This window comes from Nakamurella endophytica (genome assembly GCF_014646215.1).
GTDB lineage: Bacteria > Actinomycetota > Actinomycetes > Mycobacteriales > Nakamurellaceae > Nakamurella > Nakamurella endophytica.
The window spans coordinates 64310-77957 of the sequence record NZ_BMNA01000004.1 but is presented as its reverse complement, the minus strand read 5'-3'; the positions used below and the strand labels follow the sequence as shown (position 1 = coordinate 77957).

Below are 13648 nucleotides of genomic sequence, written 5' to 3'. Positions count from 1 at the left end.
TCCGGGGACCCCGACCCCCGGATTCCCGGCGGACACACCTGCCGGGACCCTGCGGGACCCCGACCCCGCGGGGTCCCGGCGGATCGCTGCACCGGGACCCGCGGACCCCGACCCGCGGGTCCCGGTGACTGCACCGGCGCGACCGTCGCCCCGGCGCGCAGGACCGCGCGGCGCCTCGGCGCGCGCCCGCTACCCTCGGCGCTCGTGGACAGTCGCACCGGCCTCCCGACCGTGGGCATGGTCGGCGGTGGCCAGCTCGCCCGGATGACGCACCAGGCCGCCATCGCGCTCGGCCAGTCGCTGCGCGTCCTCGCCGAGCACCCCGACGACTCCGCCGCGCTCGTCGCGCCCGACGTCAGCCTGGGCTCCCATCTCGACCTCGCCGCCCTGCGCGAGTTCGCGGCACGCTGCGACGTCGTCACCTTCGACCACGAGCACGTCCCCGGCGACCACATCCGCTCGCTGGCCGCCGGCGGCCACACCGTCTACCCGTCGGCGGAGGCGCTGCGCTACGCGCAGGACAAGGCCGTCATGCGGCAGCGGCTCTCCGATCTCGGGATCCCCGTACCCCGGTACCTGGTGGTGCCCTCCGACGACGTGACCGGCCCGGACGAGGTCGTCGACCGGGTCACCGCGTTCGGCCGGGACGCAGGCTGGCCGGTGGTGGTCAAGACGGCCCGCGGCGGGTACGACGGCCGCGGGGTGTGGGTCGTCCGCGACGCCGACGCCGTCCGGGACCTCGTCACCGGCTTCGAGCCGGTGCCCGACCTGGTGCTCGAGGAGCTCGTCCCGCTGAGCCGGGAACTCGCCGCGGTGGTGGCGCGGTCGCCGTTCGGCCAGGCCGCCGCGTGGCCCGTCGTCGAGACCGTGCAGGAGGACGGCATCTGCGTCGAGGTGGTCGCGCCCGCACCGGAGCTGCCGGAGGACCGGGCGGCCGCGGCGACCCGGCTGGCCTTGACCGTCGCCCACCGCCTGGACGTCGTCGGCGTGCTGGCCGTGGAGCTGTTCGACGTCCCCGTGTCGTCCGCGGCTCCGGACGGCCTGCAGGTCAACGAGCTGGCCATGCGACCGCACAACTCCGCCCACTGGACGATGGACGGCTCCGTCACCGGACAGTTCGAGCAGCACCTGCGGGCCGTCCTGGACTACCCGCTGGGCCGGACGGACGCCGTGGCGCCCTGGACGGTCATGGGCAACGTCCTCGGCGGCCCCGCCGACGGGCCGGGTGCGGCGGTGTCGCTCGACGAGCGGGTGCACCACCTGGCCGCCCGGTTCCCGGACGTCAAGGTGCACCTGTACGGCAAGGGCTACCGGCCCGGCCGCAAGCTCGGACACGTCAACGTCTGCGGCTCCGACCTCGCCGAGCTGCGCCGCCGGGCCCGGCTGTCCGCGCAGTGGCTCGGCGACGGGGTCTGGGCGGACGGCTGGTCGTCCGACGAGGCCGCCACCGCCGAGGCCGGAGGCGACCGGTGACCGGCGCGGCGGAGCCCGCGGGCGGTGCCGCGGCGACCGGAGCGGCCGCGCCGGTCGTCGGGCTGGTGATGGGCAGCGACTCGGACTGGTCGGTGATGTCCGCCGCCGGCGAGCTGCTCGACGAGTTCGGGGTGCCGTGGGAGGTCGGCGTCGTCTCGGCGCACCGCACACCGCAGCGGATGCTCGACTGGGCCGGCGCGGCCGCCGGCCGGGGGCTGCGCGTGGTGATCGCCGGCGCGGGCGGCGCGGCCCACCTGCCGGGGATGGTCGCCGCCGCCACCGTGCTGCCGGTGGTCGGCGTTCCGGTGCCGCTGGCGCGGCTGGACGGGCTGGACTCGCTGCTGTCCATCGTGCAGATGCCGGCCGGCATCCCGGTCGCCACCGTCTCGATCGGCGGCGCCCGCAACGCTGGCCTGCTGGCGGTGCGGATCCTGGCCACCGGCGGCAGCCCCGCCGACCGCGAGCTCGCGGCGCGGCTGGCCCGGTTCTCCGACCACCTGGCGTCGATGGTGCTCGACAAGGACCGCGCGCTGCGCGAGCGCACCGGTCACTGACCCGGCCGGGGGACCGCCGCGGAGCTGCCGGGCGTCCGGCGGCGGCCCCGTGGGGGGACGTCAGGTGTGGCGGACGGCGGCCGCCTCGACCGGGAGCGCCGCACGGAAGCGCGTCACGAACCCGTCGAAGCCCGCGACGTCGGCGGGGTCGGGGTCCAGGGTCTCCAGGGCGGCGGAGGCGAACACCTCGTCCAGGAACTCGGCGAGCGTGCGGCCGCCGGAGTCCTGCACCAGGGACGCCAGCAGGGCGATGCCCCAGGCGCCCCCTTCGGTGGCGATGTCGCCCACGGACACCGGGGCGTCGACCGCGGCGGCCAGGAAGCGCTGGGCGACACCGCGGGTGCGGAACAGCCCGCCGTGGGCGAACATCCGGTCGATCCCCACCTGCTCCTGCCGCTGCAGGATGTCCATGCCGATCCGCAGGGTGGCCAGCGAGGCGAACAGCTGGCTGCGCATGAAGTTGGCCAGGGTCAGCCGGCTCCCCGGGGTGCGGACCAGCAGCGGCCGGCCCTCGTCCAGGTCCACGATCGGCTCCCCGGACAGGAAGTTGTAGGCCACCAGACCGCCGCAGTCGCTCTCGCCGTCCAGCGCCGACCGCACCAGGGTCTCGAAGACGGTCGCCTTGTCGACACCCAGCTGCAGCGCGGTGGTGAACTCGGTGAACAGCGACGCCCACGAGTCCAGCTCGCTGGCCCCGTTGTTGCAGTGCACCATCGCCACCAGGTCGCCGGCCGGCGTGGTCACCATGTCGAGCTCCGGGTGCACCGCCTCGAGCGGTTCCTCCAGCACCACCATGGCGAAGATGCTGGTGCCGGCGCTGACGTTGCCGGTGCGCGGGGCGACGGAGTTCGTCGCGACCATGCCGGTGCCGGCGTCGCCCTCCGGCGGGCACAGGACGGTGCCGTGGGCGAGCGTCCCCGCCGGGTCGAGCAGGCGCGCGCCGTCCTCGGTGAGCCGTCCGGCGGGTCGGCCGGCCGTGCGGACGGCGGGCAGCAGGTCGACCAGGCGGGCGGGTGCCCCGAGCGGGGCGGCCAGCTCGTCGAACCGGGCGAGCATCGTGGCGTCGTAGTCGCCCGTCGCCGTGTCGATCGGGAACATGCCGCTGGCATCGCCGACGCCCAGCACCTTCTCGCCCGTCAACCGCCAGTGCACGTACCCGGCGAGCGTGGTGAGCTGGGCGATCCGGCCGGTGTGCTCCTCGCCGTCCAGCAGCGCCTGGTAGAGGTGGGCGACGCTCCAGCGGTGCGGGATGTTGCAGCCGAAGACGGCGCCCAGCCGTTCCGCCGCCACGCCGGTGTTGGTGTTGCGCCAGGTCCGGAACGGGACCAGCAGCTCACCCGCGCCGTCCAGGGCCAGGTAGCCGTGCATCATGGCCGACACCCCGAGTGCCCCGACCCCGGTCACCTCGACCCCGTGCCGGTCCTGGACGTCCTGTCGGAGCGCGGCGTAGGACCGCCGCAGGCCGTCCCACACCGCGTCCAGCGAGTACGTCCACAGGCCGTCGACGTACTGGTTCTCCCAGGAGTGCCCGCCGCTGGCGATCGGCCGGTGGTCGGGCCCGATCAGCACCGCCTTGATCCGGGTCGAGCCCAACTCGATGCCCAGCGCGGTGCGTCGTTCCGTGATGGCCCGGCGCACACCGGACGTCCCGTCGGTCATCGGTCTCCTCCTGGTCCACGCGGTTCGCACCGTCCCGGTCGGCGGGAAGGGTCCCGCGCCGGACGGCCGTGCCACGGGTCGCCGGTCGGTGCGCACCGACCGGCCCGCGGTCCCCGGGCTGCGAGCGTCGCACATGCCCGGGGACGGGGCCTCGTACGCCGCGGGTTCGGCGGGGCGCGCGGTGGACGGCACGGTGGACCGCACGCCCGGGGCCGGGCATGTCGGCCATCGGCTGCGACGGCGGCGGGTCGGGCGCAGGCCCCGGGTGCCACGACGCGGGCATCGAGTGGGAGCCGGCCGGCAGCGGGGGCGTGACCGCGGGATCCGTGCCCGACACGCCGGTTCCGGCGTGGCTACACTGCCAAGTTACCGGCCAGTAGCACCGCCGTGCCCCGGTGCGCGCTGCGGCCACCGCGTGAGAGGACCGCAGGCAATGAGCACCGTCGGCACCGACTCCGAGCTGTTCCGGCTGACCGAGGACCACCGCGCCGTCCGGGATGCCGTCCGCGAGCTGGCCGAGGCCGAGATCGCGCCGTACGCCTCCGATGTCGACGAGCACGAGCGGTTCCCGGAGGAGGCGCGCAAGGCGCTGACCGCCGCCGGCATGCACGCGGTGCACATCCCCGAGGAGTACGGCGGGGCCGGCGCCGACGCGGTGGCCACCGTCGTGGTGATCGAGGAGGTCGCCCGGGTGTGCGCGTCGTCGTCGCTGATCCCGGCGGTCAACAAGCTCGGCACCATGCCGCTGATCCTGTCCGGCTCCGACGAGCTGCAGCGGCAGGTGCTGCCGTCGGTGGCGGCGGGCGAGGCGATGACCTCCTACGCGCTGTCCGAGCGGGAGGCCGGCAGCGACGCCGCGGCCATGCGCACGCGAGCGGTGCGGGACGGCGACGACTGGGTGCTCAACGGCACCAAGTGCTGGATCACCAATGCCGGGGTGTCGACCTGGTACACGGTCATGGCGGTGACCGACCCGGACGCGGCGTCGCCGGCGGCCGGGATCAGCGCCTTCGTCGTGCACGTCGACGACCCGGGGTTCTCGGTCGGCACCAAGGAGCGCAAGCTCGGCATCAAAGGCTCGCCGACCCGGGAGATCCACTTCGACCGCTGCCGGATCCCCGGCGACCGGATCATCGGCGAGCCCGGCACCGGCTTCCGGACGGCGCTGGCCACCCTCGACCACACCCGGCCGACCATCGGCGCGCAGGCCGTCGGCATCGCGCAGGGTGCGCTCGACGTGGCCATCGGCTACGTCAAGGAGCGCAAGCAGTTCGGCAAGCGGCTGGCCGAGTTCCAGGCGCTGCAGTTCATGCTCGCCGACATGGCCATGCACGTGGAGGCCGCCCGCACCCTCGTCTACCAGGCCGCCGCGGCGACCGAGCGGGGCGACGCCAACCGCGGCTTCCTGGCGTCGGCGGCCAAGACCCTGGCGTCGGACACCGCCATGCAGGTCACCACCGACGCGGTGCAGCTGCTCGGCGGCGCCGGGTACACCCGGGACTTCCCGGTCGAGCGGATGATGCGCGACGCCAAGATCACCCAGATCTACGAGGGCACGAACCAGGTCCAGCGCCTGGTGATGGCGCGGTCGCTGCTGCGCTGACCGGCCGCCGTCGCACGGCGGCCGGGCCGGCCGGATCGTCGCGACCCCGGTGGGGCCGGGTACCCGACGCCGGGTGGCGGCCCGCCGGCCGGCTGGTACACCTGTCCGGTGATCGAACTGCGCAGCGGCATCCTGTCCGTCGGACTGCTCACCTACGGCGCCCGGGTGGCGTACGTCCGGGCGCCGGACCGGACCGGCGTCCCCGACGACGTGACCATCGGCTTCGACACCGACGCCCAGTGGCGGGCGGACACCACCTACCAGGGCGCGACCGTCGGCCGCTTCGCCGGCCGGATCGCCGGTGGCCGGTTCGAGCTGGACGGCACCACGGTCGAGTTGCCGCGCAACGAGGGATCGGTGACGCTGCACGGCGGGCCGGCCGGCTGGAGCCTGCAGGACTGGACCGCCGGCCCGGTCGAGGACCTCGCCGGCGGGCAGCGGGTGACGCTGCGGCGCACCAGCCCGGACGGCGAGATGGGCTTCCCCGGCACCGTCGAGGTGTCCGTGACCGTCACGGTGTCCGGCGGCGACCTGGTGCTGGACCACCACGCCACCACGGACGCGCCGACAGTGCTGGTGATGACCAACCACACCTACTGGAACCTGGCCGGGACCGGGGCCGGCCTGCGGTCGATCGGTGACCACCGGCTGCGGTTCTTCGCCGACCGCTACCTGCCGATCGACGAGGACTCCGTGCCGACCGGCGACCTCGTCCCCGTCCCGGGGACGCCGTTCGACTTCACCACCGACCGGGCGATCGGCGAGCGCTGGCACGACCCCGACCCGCAGCTGCAGCTCGGGCTGGGCTACGACCACACCTTCGTGCTGGACGGGTCCGGCGGCGAGCAGCCGGTCGCGGCACTGCCCGGCACGCCGCTGCGGGTGGCGGCCCGGGTGCTCGAGCCGGTGTCCGGGCGCACCCTGGACGTCCTCACCGACCAGCCGGGGGTGAACTTCTACACCGCGAACAAGATGAACGGCTCGGTCCGCAGCCGCGCCGGCCTGGTGCGGCAGAGCGAGGCGTTCTGCCTGGAGCCGCAGCACTTCCCGGACTCGCCGCACCACGACGAGTGGCCGTCCACCGTGCTCCGGCCGGGCGAGGAGTACCGCAACCGGACCGTCTACCGGTTCGGCACCGACAGCGGCACCGACAGCGGCACCCACGGCGGCACCGACTGGCGACGCCGGCACCCGGTGACGTGACCCTCCGGACCGGCGGGTGGCGCCGCACCGCCGTCGAGGTCGTCCGGATCGTCGTGGCCGCCGCGGTGGCGTGGCAGCTGTGCCGCTGGCTGGGGGCCGCGCGGCCTCCGGTGTACGCGGTCGTGGTCCCGCTGATCGCGCTGCGGGACGACCCGTTCTCCGCGGCGCACGTGTCGCTGTCCCGGGTCGTCGGCGTGCTGGCCGGCGTGCTGGTCGGGATGGCGACCCTCCAGGTGCTGCCCGCGGGGCTGCTGGCGGTCTGCGTGCTGCTCGTCGTGGGCCTGGTGCTGGGCACCGTGCTGCCGCCGCGCGGCTCGCTGAACATCCAGGTGGCCGTGTCGGCGTTGCTGGTCTTCGCGCTCACCGGCGCCGATCCCGAGGCGTACGCGTGGAGCCGGCTCTGGGAGACGGCCGTCGGCGGCGCCGTCACCGTGGTGCTCGGTGCCGTCCTGCTGCCGCCGGACCCGGTGCGGGTGCTGCGCGCGGAGATTGCCGACCTGGGTGCCGTTCTCGCTCGTTGCCTGCACGATGTCGCCGAGCTGCCGGGAGCCACCGATCCGGCGACGCGGCCGTCGGCCGACCTGCGGGCACTGGCCCAGGACGCCGCCGCCGGAGTGGTCCGGGCCGTGCAGGTGCGGTCGGACCTGGACCGGGCGGTGCGGACGGCGACCGTGGCCCCGCTGCAACGCCGGTACCGCGCCGCCCTCGCCGACCTGTCGGCGCCGGTGGCGGCGCTGTCCGTGGTGGCGCGGCACGTCGAGGTGCTGGCCAGCGACCTGGCCGACCTGGCCGCCAAGCCGCGGCACCGCGACCGGTGGGGACTGCTGCGGGGCGACCTCCGGGCGGTGGCGACGCCACTGGCTGCGGTCATCACCGGCAGGGCGGCGGGCCGGGAGGAGCGGGACTCACTGGAGACGGCGGCCCGGGCGTGGATGCGGTTCCGGTCGCTGCACCACGACGCGGTCGCGGTCGTGGTGCGGCACCCGCTCCGGCGGCTGCTCGACGACCTCGCCGGCCCGGACGGGATCATCGGGCCGCCGGAGGCCGAGCCGGATCGATGAGCGGCCCGCCGGCCGATCCGCCGGGCCGCCGATCCGCCGATCCGCCGGGCCGCCGATCCGCCGGGCCGCCGGTCCGCCGGTCCGCCGTCAGCCCTGGCCGGCGAACCGCACGACGGCCCCCGGCCGCAGCTGGCCGGCGACGGGCAGCGCTGCCCGGGCCAGGACGGCCAGCACGGGGTACCCGCCGGTCGTCGGGTGGTCGGCCAGGAACAGCACCGGCTGACCGGACGGCGGGATCTGGACCGCGCCGGTCACCAGACCTTCGCTCGGCAGCTCGGCCGGCCCGGAGGTGCGGTGCAGCGAGGGGCCGGCGAGCCGTAGCCCGACTCGGTTGGAGTCGGGGGTGACCGTCCACGCCGCGCCGGTCAGTGCCGCCCAGGCCTCGTCGTCGAACAGCTCGCGGCGGGGCCCCGGTCCGACCTGCAGCACCGCGGGGGTGCCCGCGGCCGCCGGCTCCGCGGGCCGCAGGCCGGGGAGGGGACCCGGGTCGCCGTCGACCAGGTCGCCGGTGGCCAGCTCGTCACCGGCGCGGACCGGTGCGGGTCCCAGGCCGGACAGCAGGTCGGTCGACGCCGACCCGAACAGCGGCGGGACGTCCAGGCCGCCGCGCACCGCCAGGTAGCACCGCACACCGCCGGTGGCGCGTCCCACGGCCAGCACGTCGCCGGCATCCAGGTCGACCGGTGCGCCCCAGGGCACCGGCCGTCCCCCGACGTGCAGCGGCACGGCCGCACCGGTCACCGCGACGGTGCACCGCGCGGACGCCCGCACCCGCAGCCCGCCGAGCAGCACCTCCAGGGCCGGGGCGCCGAGCCGGTTTCCGACCAGCCGGTTGGCCGCCCGCAGCGCCGGGGCGTCCAGGGCACCGGACGGCGGGACGCCGAGGGCTGCGTGACCCGGCCGGCCGAGGTCCTGCACCAGGGTCTGCGGGCCCGGCACCAGCACGGTCAGCACGGGGCGGCCGCTCACCGGACCTCTCGGAACCGCACCCGGTCGCCGGGGGACAGCAGCGCCGGCCGGTCCCGTCCCGGGTCCCACAGCGCCGCGTCCGTGGTGCCGATGAGCTGCCAGCCGCCCGGTGAGCTGCGCGGGTAGACGGCGGAGTACTCGCCGGCCAGCGCGACGGAGCCGGCCGGCACCCGGGTGCGCGGACTGTCCCGGCGGGCGACGCGCAGCCCGTCGTGGTCGGTGACCAGGTAGCCGAATCCGGGCGCGAACCCGGTGAACGCCACCGTCCACGACGACCCGGCGTGCCGGCGGACCACCTCGGCGGCGTCGACGCCGAGCAGCCGCGCGACCTCGGCCAAATCGGGACCGTCGTACCGGACGTCGATCTCGACCTGCCGGGGCGGCAGGTCGGCAGCGGGGTCCGACGCAGCGCCGGACACAGAGTCCGACACAGCGCCCGACACAGCGCCCGACACAGCGCCCGACACAGCGCCCGACACAGCGCCCGACACAGCGCCCGATGCAGCGCCGGCGGCGCCCCGACCGGGATGTGCGGCCAGCACCCCGCCGACCCACCGGTGCAGCGCGGCCTCGTCGAGGACGTCCGGGTCGGTGGTGACCAGCACCGTGCGTGCGGCAGGCACGACGTCCACGACGCCGGCCGGCGGCCGGCCGGTCAGCGCCCGGTACAGCGGCAGGATGTCCGCCGCGCCGGAGACCTCGACCAGGACCGCGGCGTCGCCACAGGGCAGCAGCCGCGCCGTCATTGCCAGCTCGGCGTGACCTCGGACGGCTCGCCGCCGGCGGGTGCGGCGGCACGGGCTGCTCCCGGGGCCTGGACCGGAGCGACCCCGTCGGCCAGCGGTGCGACGCGGACGCCGGCCCGGTCCAGCGCCGCCCGCACCGCGGTGGCCAGCTGCACCGCGCCCGGGGTGTCGCTGTGCAGGCACAGCGAGTCCGGCCGCAGGTCGAGCACCGTGCCGTCCACCGCGACGACGGTTCCCTCGGTGGCCATCCGGAGCGCGCGGGCGGCCACCTCGTCGGGGTCGTGCACCACCGCGCCGGGGTCGCGGCGGGAGGCCAGCGTGCCGTCCGGCCGGTAGGCGCGGTCGGCGAAGGCCTCGCGCCAGGTGGTCAGCCCGGCCTCGGCCGCGACGTCGAGCACGACCGATCCGGGCAGCCCGAGGACGGGCAGGTCCCGGTCGACGTCGGCGACGGCGGCCACGACGGCGCCGGCGTGGACCGGGTCGCGGGCGATCCGGTTGTAGAGCGCGCCGTGCGGCTTGACGTAGTGCACCCGGGTGCCGGCCGCGCGGGCGAGGCCGGCCAGCGCGCCGAGCTGGTAGACGACGTCGCCGTAGAGCTCGTCGGGCGACGCGTCGAGGTCGCGGCGGCCGAAGCCGGCGAGGTCCCGGTAGGCGACGTGGGCGCCGACCGCGACACCGCGGTCCCGGGCGGTGCGCAGTGCCGCGAGGATGGTGAGCGGGTCCCCGGCGTGGAACCCGCAGGCCACGTTGGCGCTGGAGACCAGCGCCAGCATCGCGTCGTCGTCACCCAAGGTCCACCGGCCGAACGACTCGGCCAGGTCGCTGTTCAGGTCGATGCTGCGGCCCGGTGCTGTGCTGTCCACGGTGCCCATCGTCCCCCCGTGCCCACCGTCCGCCGTGCCGGCCCGGCTCGTCGGTCCCGCCGGCCCGGCTCGTCGATCCTGCCGGCCCGGCTCGTGCGGCGTGCGGCCCCGGCTCGTCCCGCGACCGGCCGGTCAGCGCAACGGCACCGCCGGCAGGCCCGGCACGGTGGCCGGCGGGTCGCCCGCGGTGCAGGTGGCGTGCTCCGACGCGGCCACGGCCGCGGCCCGGTCCGGGTCGTCGAGCTGGACGACCGACCCGTCCGCGGCCAGCGCCCCGCCGAGCAGCGCGACGGCCAGCGGCAGCGGCGACCAGGTCGACACGGACAGCACCCGCGGGGTCGCGCCGAGCCGGCCGGCGGCCTCGCGGGCGAGGGCCAGGGCGTCGGCGACGGACAGCCGGACCGAGCCCGCGCAGGCCGGGGCGGTGTCGGCCACGGCGGGCGGCGTGAACCGGTCGGCCTGGGGCAGCACCGCGCCGGTCCAGTCCCGCTCGTGGGCCGCGACCACCCGGCTGGGCGCGCCGAGCGGGTGCCCGGAGACCACGAAGACCTCGTCGGCGCCGGCCGGTACCGCCACGCCGCCCGGACCGCCGGGGTCGGGCACGAACGCCGCGACCGCCGCCGGGTCGTCCCGGTCGGTCACCGCCAGCCCGGCCCACCAGCAACCGAGGAGCACGGCGGCCGTCTGCCAGCCCGGCGGTGTGCCGACGAACGCCACGTCCCCGGGCGCCGCGCCCAGCTCGTCGCGGAGCAGGCCGGCGACCTTGGCCGACCAGTTGGCCAGGGACGCCGTGGACAGCTCGGCGCGGCCGTCGGTGGTGTAGCCGGTGATCCGCGGACGGTGCGGGTCCCGGGCGAGCAGCGGACCGAGCAGGGCGGCGGTGAGCGTGGGCATGCGTCGGTCCTACCGGACGCCCGGGCCGCACCGCCGACCGGACGTCGGATGCGGCGGGCGGCCTGCGGAGCTCGGCCCTAGTTGACGCAGCCGACGGTGCCGGCGGTGATGGCGTCGCCGGACGTCGGAGCCGGGGCGGTGCCCGTCCCCGTACCCGGCGCCGACGGCGCCGCCGCCGGCCGGAGTGCCGCGCCGCCCGCCCGCAGGCCCTGGCCGGCCAGGTCGGTGCCGACGACGACGGAGACGTGGCCGGCGGCCACGGATCCCTCCTGCGTCACGGTTCCGACACCACCGAGCGCGGCCCGGACGGCCTCGGCCGCGGTCTGCCCGCCCTTGCCGTACCCGATGGTGGTGGTGGCGTGCTCGGTGTCGGAGTCGATGCCGGGGGCGTCGACGTTCTGCCCGCGGACGAAGCCGGCCGACGCCAGCCGGTCCATCACCGGCGTGCCGGCGGTGGCGGCCGCGGTGGCGTCCTGCACGTCGACGGTGACCGACGCCGGGTCGACCGCCGTCGCGGAGGTGCGCGTGGTGGTCCCTGCCGCCGCCGACGACCCGGTGGCCGCCGAGCCCGACGTCCGCTCCGGACCGCCGCTGATCGCGGCGAAGAACCGCTTGATCTCGGCCGGGTCGGTGGCGAGCGCGTCGGTCGAGGTCGACGACTCGGCCCCGTGCGTGGGGATCGTCGTGAAGGTGACGTTGCCGCTGGACAGCCCGGCCATCTGACCGGCGAAGTCGATCAGGTTGAAGCCCTTGTCCAGGGTGAGCGACTTGCTGGACGCGTCGAGCAGGGCCGACAGCTTGCTCGGGGACCCCAGCACGTCGGCCGACAGCATCTTCCGGGTCGCCCCGGCGAGGAAGGCCTGCTGGCGCCGGACCCGGTCGAGGTCGCCGTTGGGCAGACCGTGCCGCTGCCGGACGAAGGCCATGGCCGAGCTGCCGGACACCTCCTGCGGACCGGCGGCGAACTTGGCGCCGGAGAACGGGTCGTCGACGGCTTTGTTCAGGCAGACCGGGACACCGCCGATGGCCAGCGACAGCTGGTAGAAGCCGATCAGGTTGACCTCGGCGTAGTGGTCGATCTTCAGCCCGGTGAACGCCTGCACGATCCGGATGAGCATGGTTCGCCCGGCCTCGTCGGACTGGCGCTCTCGCGCCGGGCTCTCGCCGACGCCCTTCCTGGCCAGCGCCTGCTCCGTGTAGAACTTCGCGGTGCTGTAGAAGGAGTTGATCTTGTTCGGCTTGTAGGTGCCGCTGGTGCCGTCGTCGTAGGGGCCTTTGACCCGGTCGGTCACCGACTGCGGGATCCAGGTGTCGCGGGGCAGCGACACCGCGGTCGCCTTGCCGCCGCCCTCGGGGATGTGCACCACCATGATCGTGTCGGTGTTGGTGCCGCCGTCGTCCAGCGTCGTCCGCACCTCGGCCAGCTCGGCCGGGGTCAGGGGGTTCCCGTCCTGGTCGGTGCGCGAGTCGGAGCCGACCAGCAGGATGTTCACGCCGCCGGCCAGGGTGACGCCGGCGCTGCCGGCGTCCTGCACGCCGTTGCTGTCGGCGACGCTCGCGGTGGCGTTGTTGGCGAAGCCCCAGAACACGCCGCAGCCGACGAGCACGGCCACCGACAGCACCGCCGCGACGACGCGGCCGGCGACGATCCCGGCCCCGGCGCGGCGGCGCGGCGGCCGTCCGGTGCGGGCGGCGACCACGCCGGCGGCGGGCCGCGGCGACCCGGCGGCCCGGGGTGCGGTATGCGGCGGGGGCCCACCGGCCGGACGGCCGTAGCCGGCGGCCCGGGGGTCCTGCGGGCCGCGGGCGTACCCGGCCGCGGCCGTGCGGGCGTCCTGCGGGCGCCGGTCGGGCCGTCCGGGTGCGCCGCCGACGTCCGGCGGCAGGATCGCGGTCGGGGGACCGGCGTCGGCGCGGCGCCCCGCCGCGGGCGGGCGGGTGCCCTGGCCGCCCTGCTCCGCCCACTCGGACCAGGCCTGGCGGGCGCGGTCCGGACGGCCGGCCGGCGGGCCGCCGGCGCGGACGGTGGGACCGGTGCCGGCCGGGACGCCCCCGGGGGTGCGTCCGCCGGGCATGCCGCCGGACGGGCGGGGGGCAGGCGTGCCGCCGGACGGGCGGGAGGCGGGCGTGCCGCCGGCGCCACGGGCGGGCAGGGGAGTGCCGCCGGAGCGGGCCGGGCCCGGGCCGCCCTCGGTACGGGGTGCGTCGGTGCCGGACGGCCCGGTGCCGGACGAGGGTCCGTAGCGCCGCGGCCCCCGGCGTGGATCGTCGGGGGTGGCTCTCATGCGCTGGCCTCTCTGGGTGGAACGTGTCGCGTCGGTCACGGTGGTCCGCCGCCGGCGGTGTGCCGCGGACGTGTCGGTCGCCGGTGCGGGACCGCACCTGCAGACGCCCCGGCCGGGTCTCCGGTTGCCCGGAGGGCGCCACCCGGGCGGGCGATACGGGCCGTTGCGGGTCCCTGCCGCAGCGCAGGGACAGGGTCCGGGACGGCGCCCGGACGGTGCTGCGACACCGCCGGCGCCTGCGCCGGCGGCCCGCGCCGGACCGGGGGACCGGGCCCCGACGGGCAGGCCGAGGGTACCCACGGGCCGCCCCGGGCCCCCGGAATCGTCCGGGCGCGGCG

Annotated in this window: 11 protein-coding genes; 5 read left to right on the top strand and 6 right to left on the bottom strand. The window is 76.6% G+C overall.

All coding sequences use genetic code 11. From position 1 onward, the window contains the following. Nucleotides 1-204: 204 nt before the first annotated feature. Both IEY37_RS10925 and purE read left to right on the top strand, forming a co-directional pair. Complete coding sequence (locus tag IEY37_RS10925) at nt 205-1473, top strand: 5-(carboxyamino)imidazole ribonucleotide synthase (protein WP_188941604.1); 1269 nt, start codon at nt 205-207, stop codon at nt 1471-1473. 68 nt (nt 1474-1541) lie between these two features. Then, the gene (gene purE, locus IEY37_RS10920) at nt 1542-2027 is read left to right on the top strand and encodes a 5-(carboxyamino)imidazole ribonucleotide mutase (protein WP_188942296.1); all 486 of its coding nucleotides are present in this window, start codon (nt 1542-1544) and stop codon (nt 2025-2027) included. Between the two features lie 60 nt (nt 2028-2087). On the opposite strand, the gene IEY37_RS10915 is transcribed toward purE, so the two are convergent. Next, nucleotides 2088-3686, bottom strand: a complete 1599-nt coding sequence (locus IEY37_RS10915; RefSeq protein WP_188941603.1) for a xylulokinase — start codon at nt 3684-3686, stop codon at nt 2088-2090. Nucleotides 3687-4119: 433 nt separating this feature from the next. Here IEY37_RS10915 and IEY37_RS10910 point away from each other — a divergent pair, with 433 nt between their 5' ends. The 3 genes from IEY37_RS10910 (at nt 4120) to IEY37_RS10900 (ending at nt 7553) form a co-directional block, all read left to right on the top strand. Continuing rightward, entirely contained in the window at nt 4120-5289 is a 1170-nt protein-coding gene (locus tag IEY37_RS10910) for an acyl-CoA dehydrogenase family protein (protein ID WP_188941602.1), read from the top strand. A 108-nt stretch (nt 5290-5397) separates the two neighbouring features. Continuing rightward, entirely contained in the window at nt 5398-6492 is a 1095-nt protein-coding gene (locus tag IEY37_RS10905) for an aldose epimerase family protein (protein WP_188941601.1), read from the top strand. After that, nucleotides 6489-7553, top strand: coding sequence for an FUSC family protein (locus IEY37_RS10900; RefSeq protein ID WP_188941600.1), 1065 nt, complete (start codon nt 6489-6491; stop codon nt 7551-7553). Before IEY37_RS10905 ends, IEY37_RS10900 begins: the two co-directional genes overlap by 4 nt. A gap of 87 nt (nt 7554-7640) precedes the next feature. On the opposite strand, the gene IEY37_RS10895 is transcribed toward IEY37_RS10900, so the two are convergent. The 5 genes from IEY37_RS10895 to IEY37_RS10875 all read right to left on the bottom strand — a co-directional run bounded on the left by IEY37_RS10895 (nt 7641) and on the right by IEY37_RS10875 (nt 13100). Next, the gene (locus IEY37_RS10895) at nt 7641-8522 is read right to left on the bottom strand and encodes a 5-oxoprolinase subunit C family protein (protein ID WP_229674294.1); all 882 of its coding nucleotides are present in this window, start codon (nt 8520-8522) and stop codon (nt 7641-7643) included. Next, nucleotides 8519-9268, bottom strand: a complete 750-nt coding sequence (locus IEY37_RS10890; RefSeq protein ID WP_188941599.1) for a 5-oxoprolinase subunit B family protein — start codon at nt 9266-9268, stop codon at nt 8519-8521. The genes IEY37_RS10895 and IEY37_RS10890 overlap by 4 nt, the downstream gene beginning before the upstream one ends. Beyond that, complete coding sequence (locus IEY37_RS10885; protein ID WP_229674293.1) at nt 9265-10131, bottom strand: LamB/YcsF family protein; 867 nt, start codon at nt 10129-10131, stop codon at nt 9265-9267. Before IEY37_RS10885 ends, IEY37_RS10890 begins: the two co-directional genes overlap by 4 nt. Before the next feature lie 132 nt (nt 10132-10263). Continuing rightward, nucleotides 10264-11025, bottom strand: coding sequence for a TIGR03089 family protein (locus IEY37_RS10880; protein WP_188941597.1), 762 nt, complete (start codon nt 11023-11025; stop codon nt 10264-10266). A gap of 77 nt (nt 11026-11102) precedes the next feature. Further along, nucleotides 11103-13100 carry an LCP family protein gene (locus tag IEY37_RS10875; RefSeq protein WP_188941596.1) on the bottom strand — a complete coding sequence of 666 codons (1998 nt, stop codon included), beginning with the start codon at nt 13098-13100 and terminating at the stop codon, nt 11103-11105. Nucleotides 13101-13648 lie beyond the last annotated feature (548 nt).

Excerpts from the sequence above, each read along its gene's own strand:
- purE (WP_188942296.1), top strand. The coding sequence starts at position 1,542 with ATGGGCAGCGACTCGGACTGGTCGGTGATGTCCGCCGCCGGCGAGCTG.
- IEY37_RS10915 (WP_188941603.1), bottom strand. The coding sequence starts at position 3,686 with ATGACCGACGGGACGTCCGGTGTGCGCCGGGCCATCACGGAACGACGC.
- IEY37_RS10910 (WP_188941602.1), top strand. The coding sequence starts at position 4,120 with ATGAGCACCGTCGGCACCGACTCCGAGCTGTTCCGGCTGACCGAGGAC.
- IEY37_RS10890 (WP_188941599.1), bottom strand. The coding sequence starts at position 9,268 with ATGACGGCGCGGCTGCTGCCCTGTGGCGACGCCGCGGTCCTGGTCGAG.
- IEY37_RS10880 (WP_188941597.1), bottom strand. The coding sequence starts at position 11,025 with ATGCCCACGCTCACCGCCGCCCTGCTCGGTCCGCTGCTCGCCCGGGAC.
- IEY37_RS10875 (WP_188941596.1), bottom strand. The coding sequence starts at position 13,100 with ATGCCCGGCGGACGCACCCCCGGGGGCGTCCCGGCCGGCACCGGTCCC.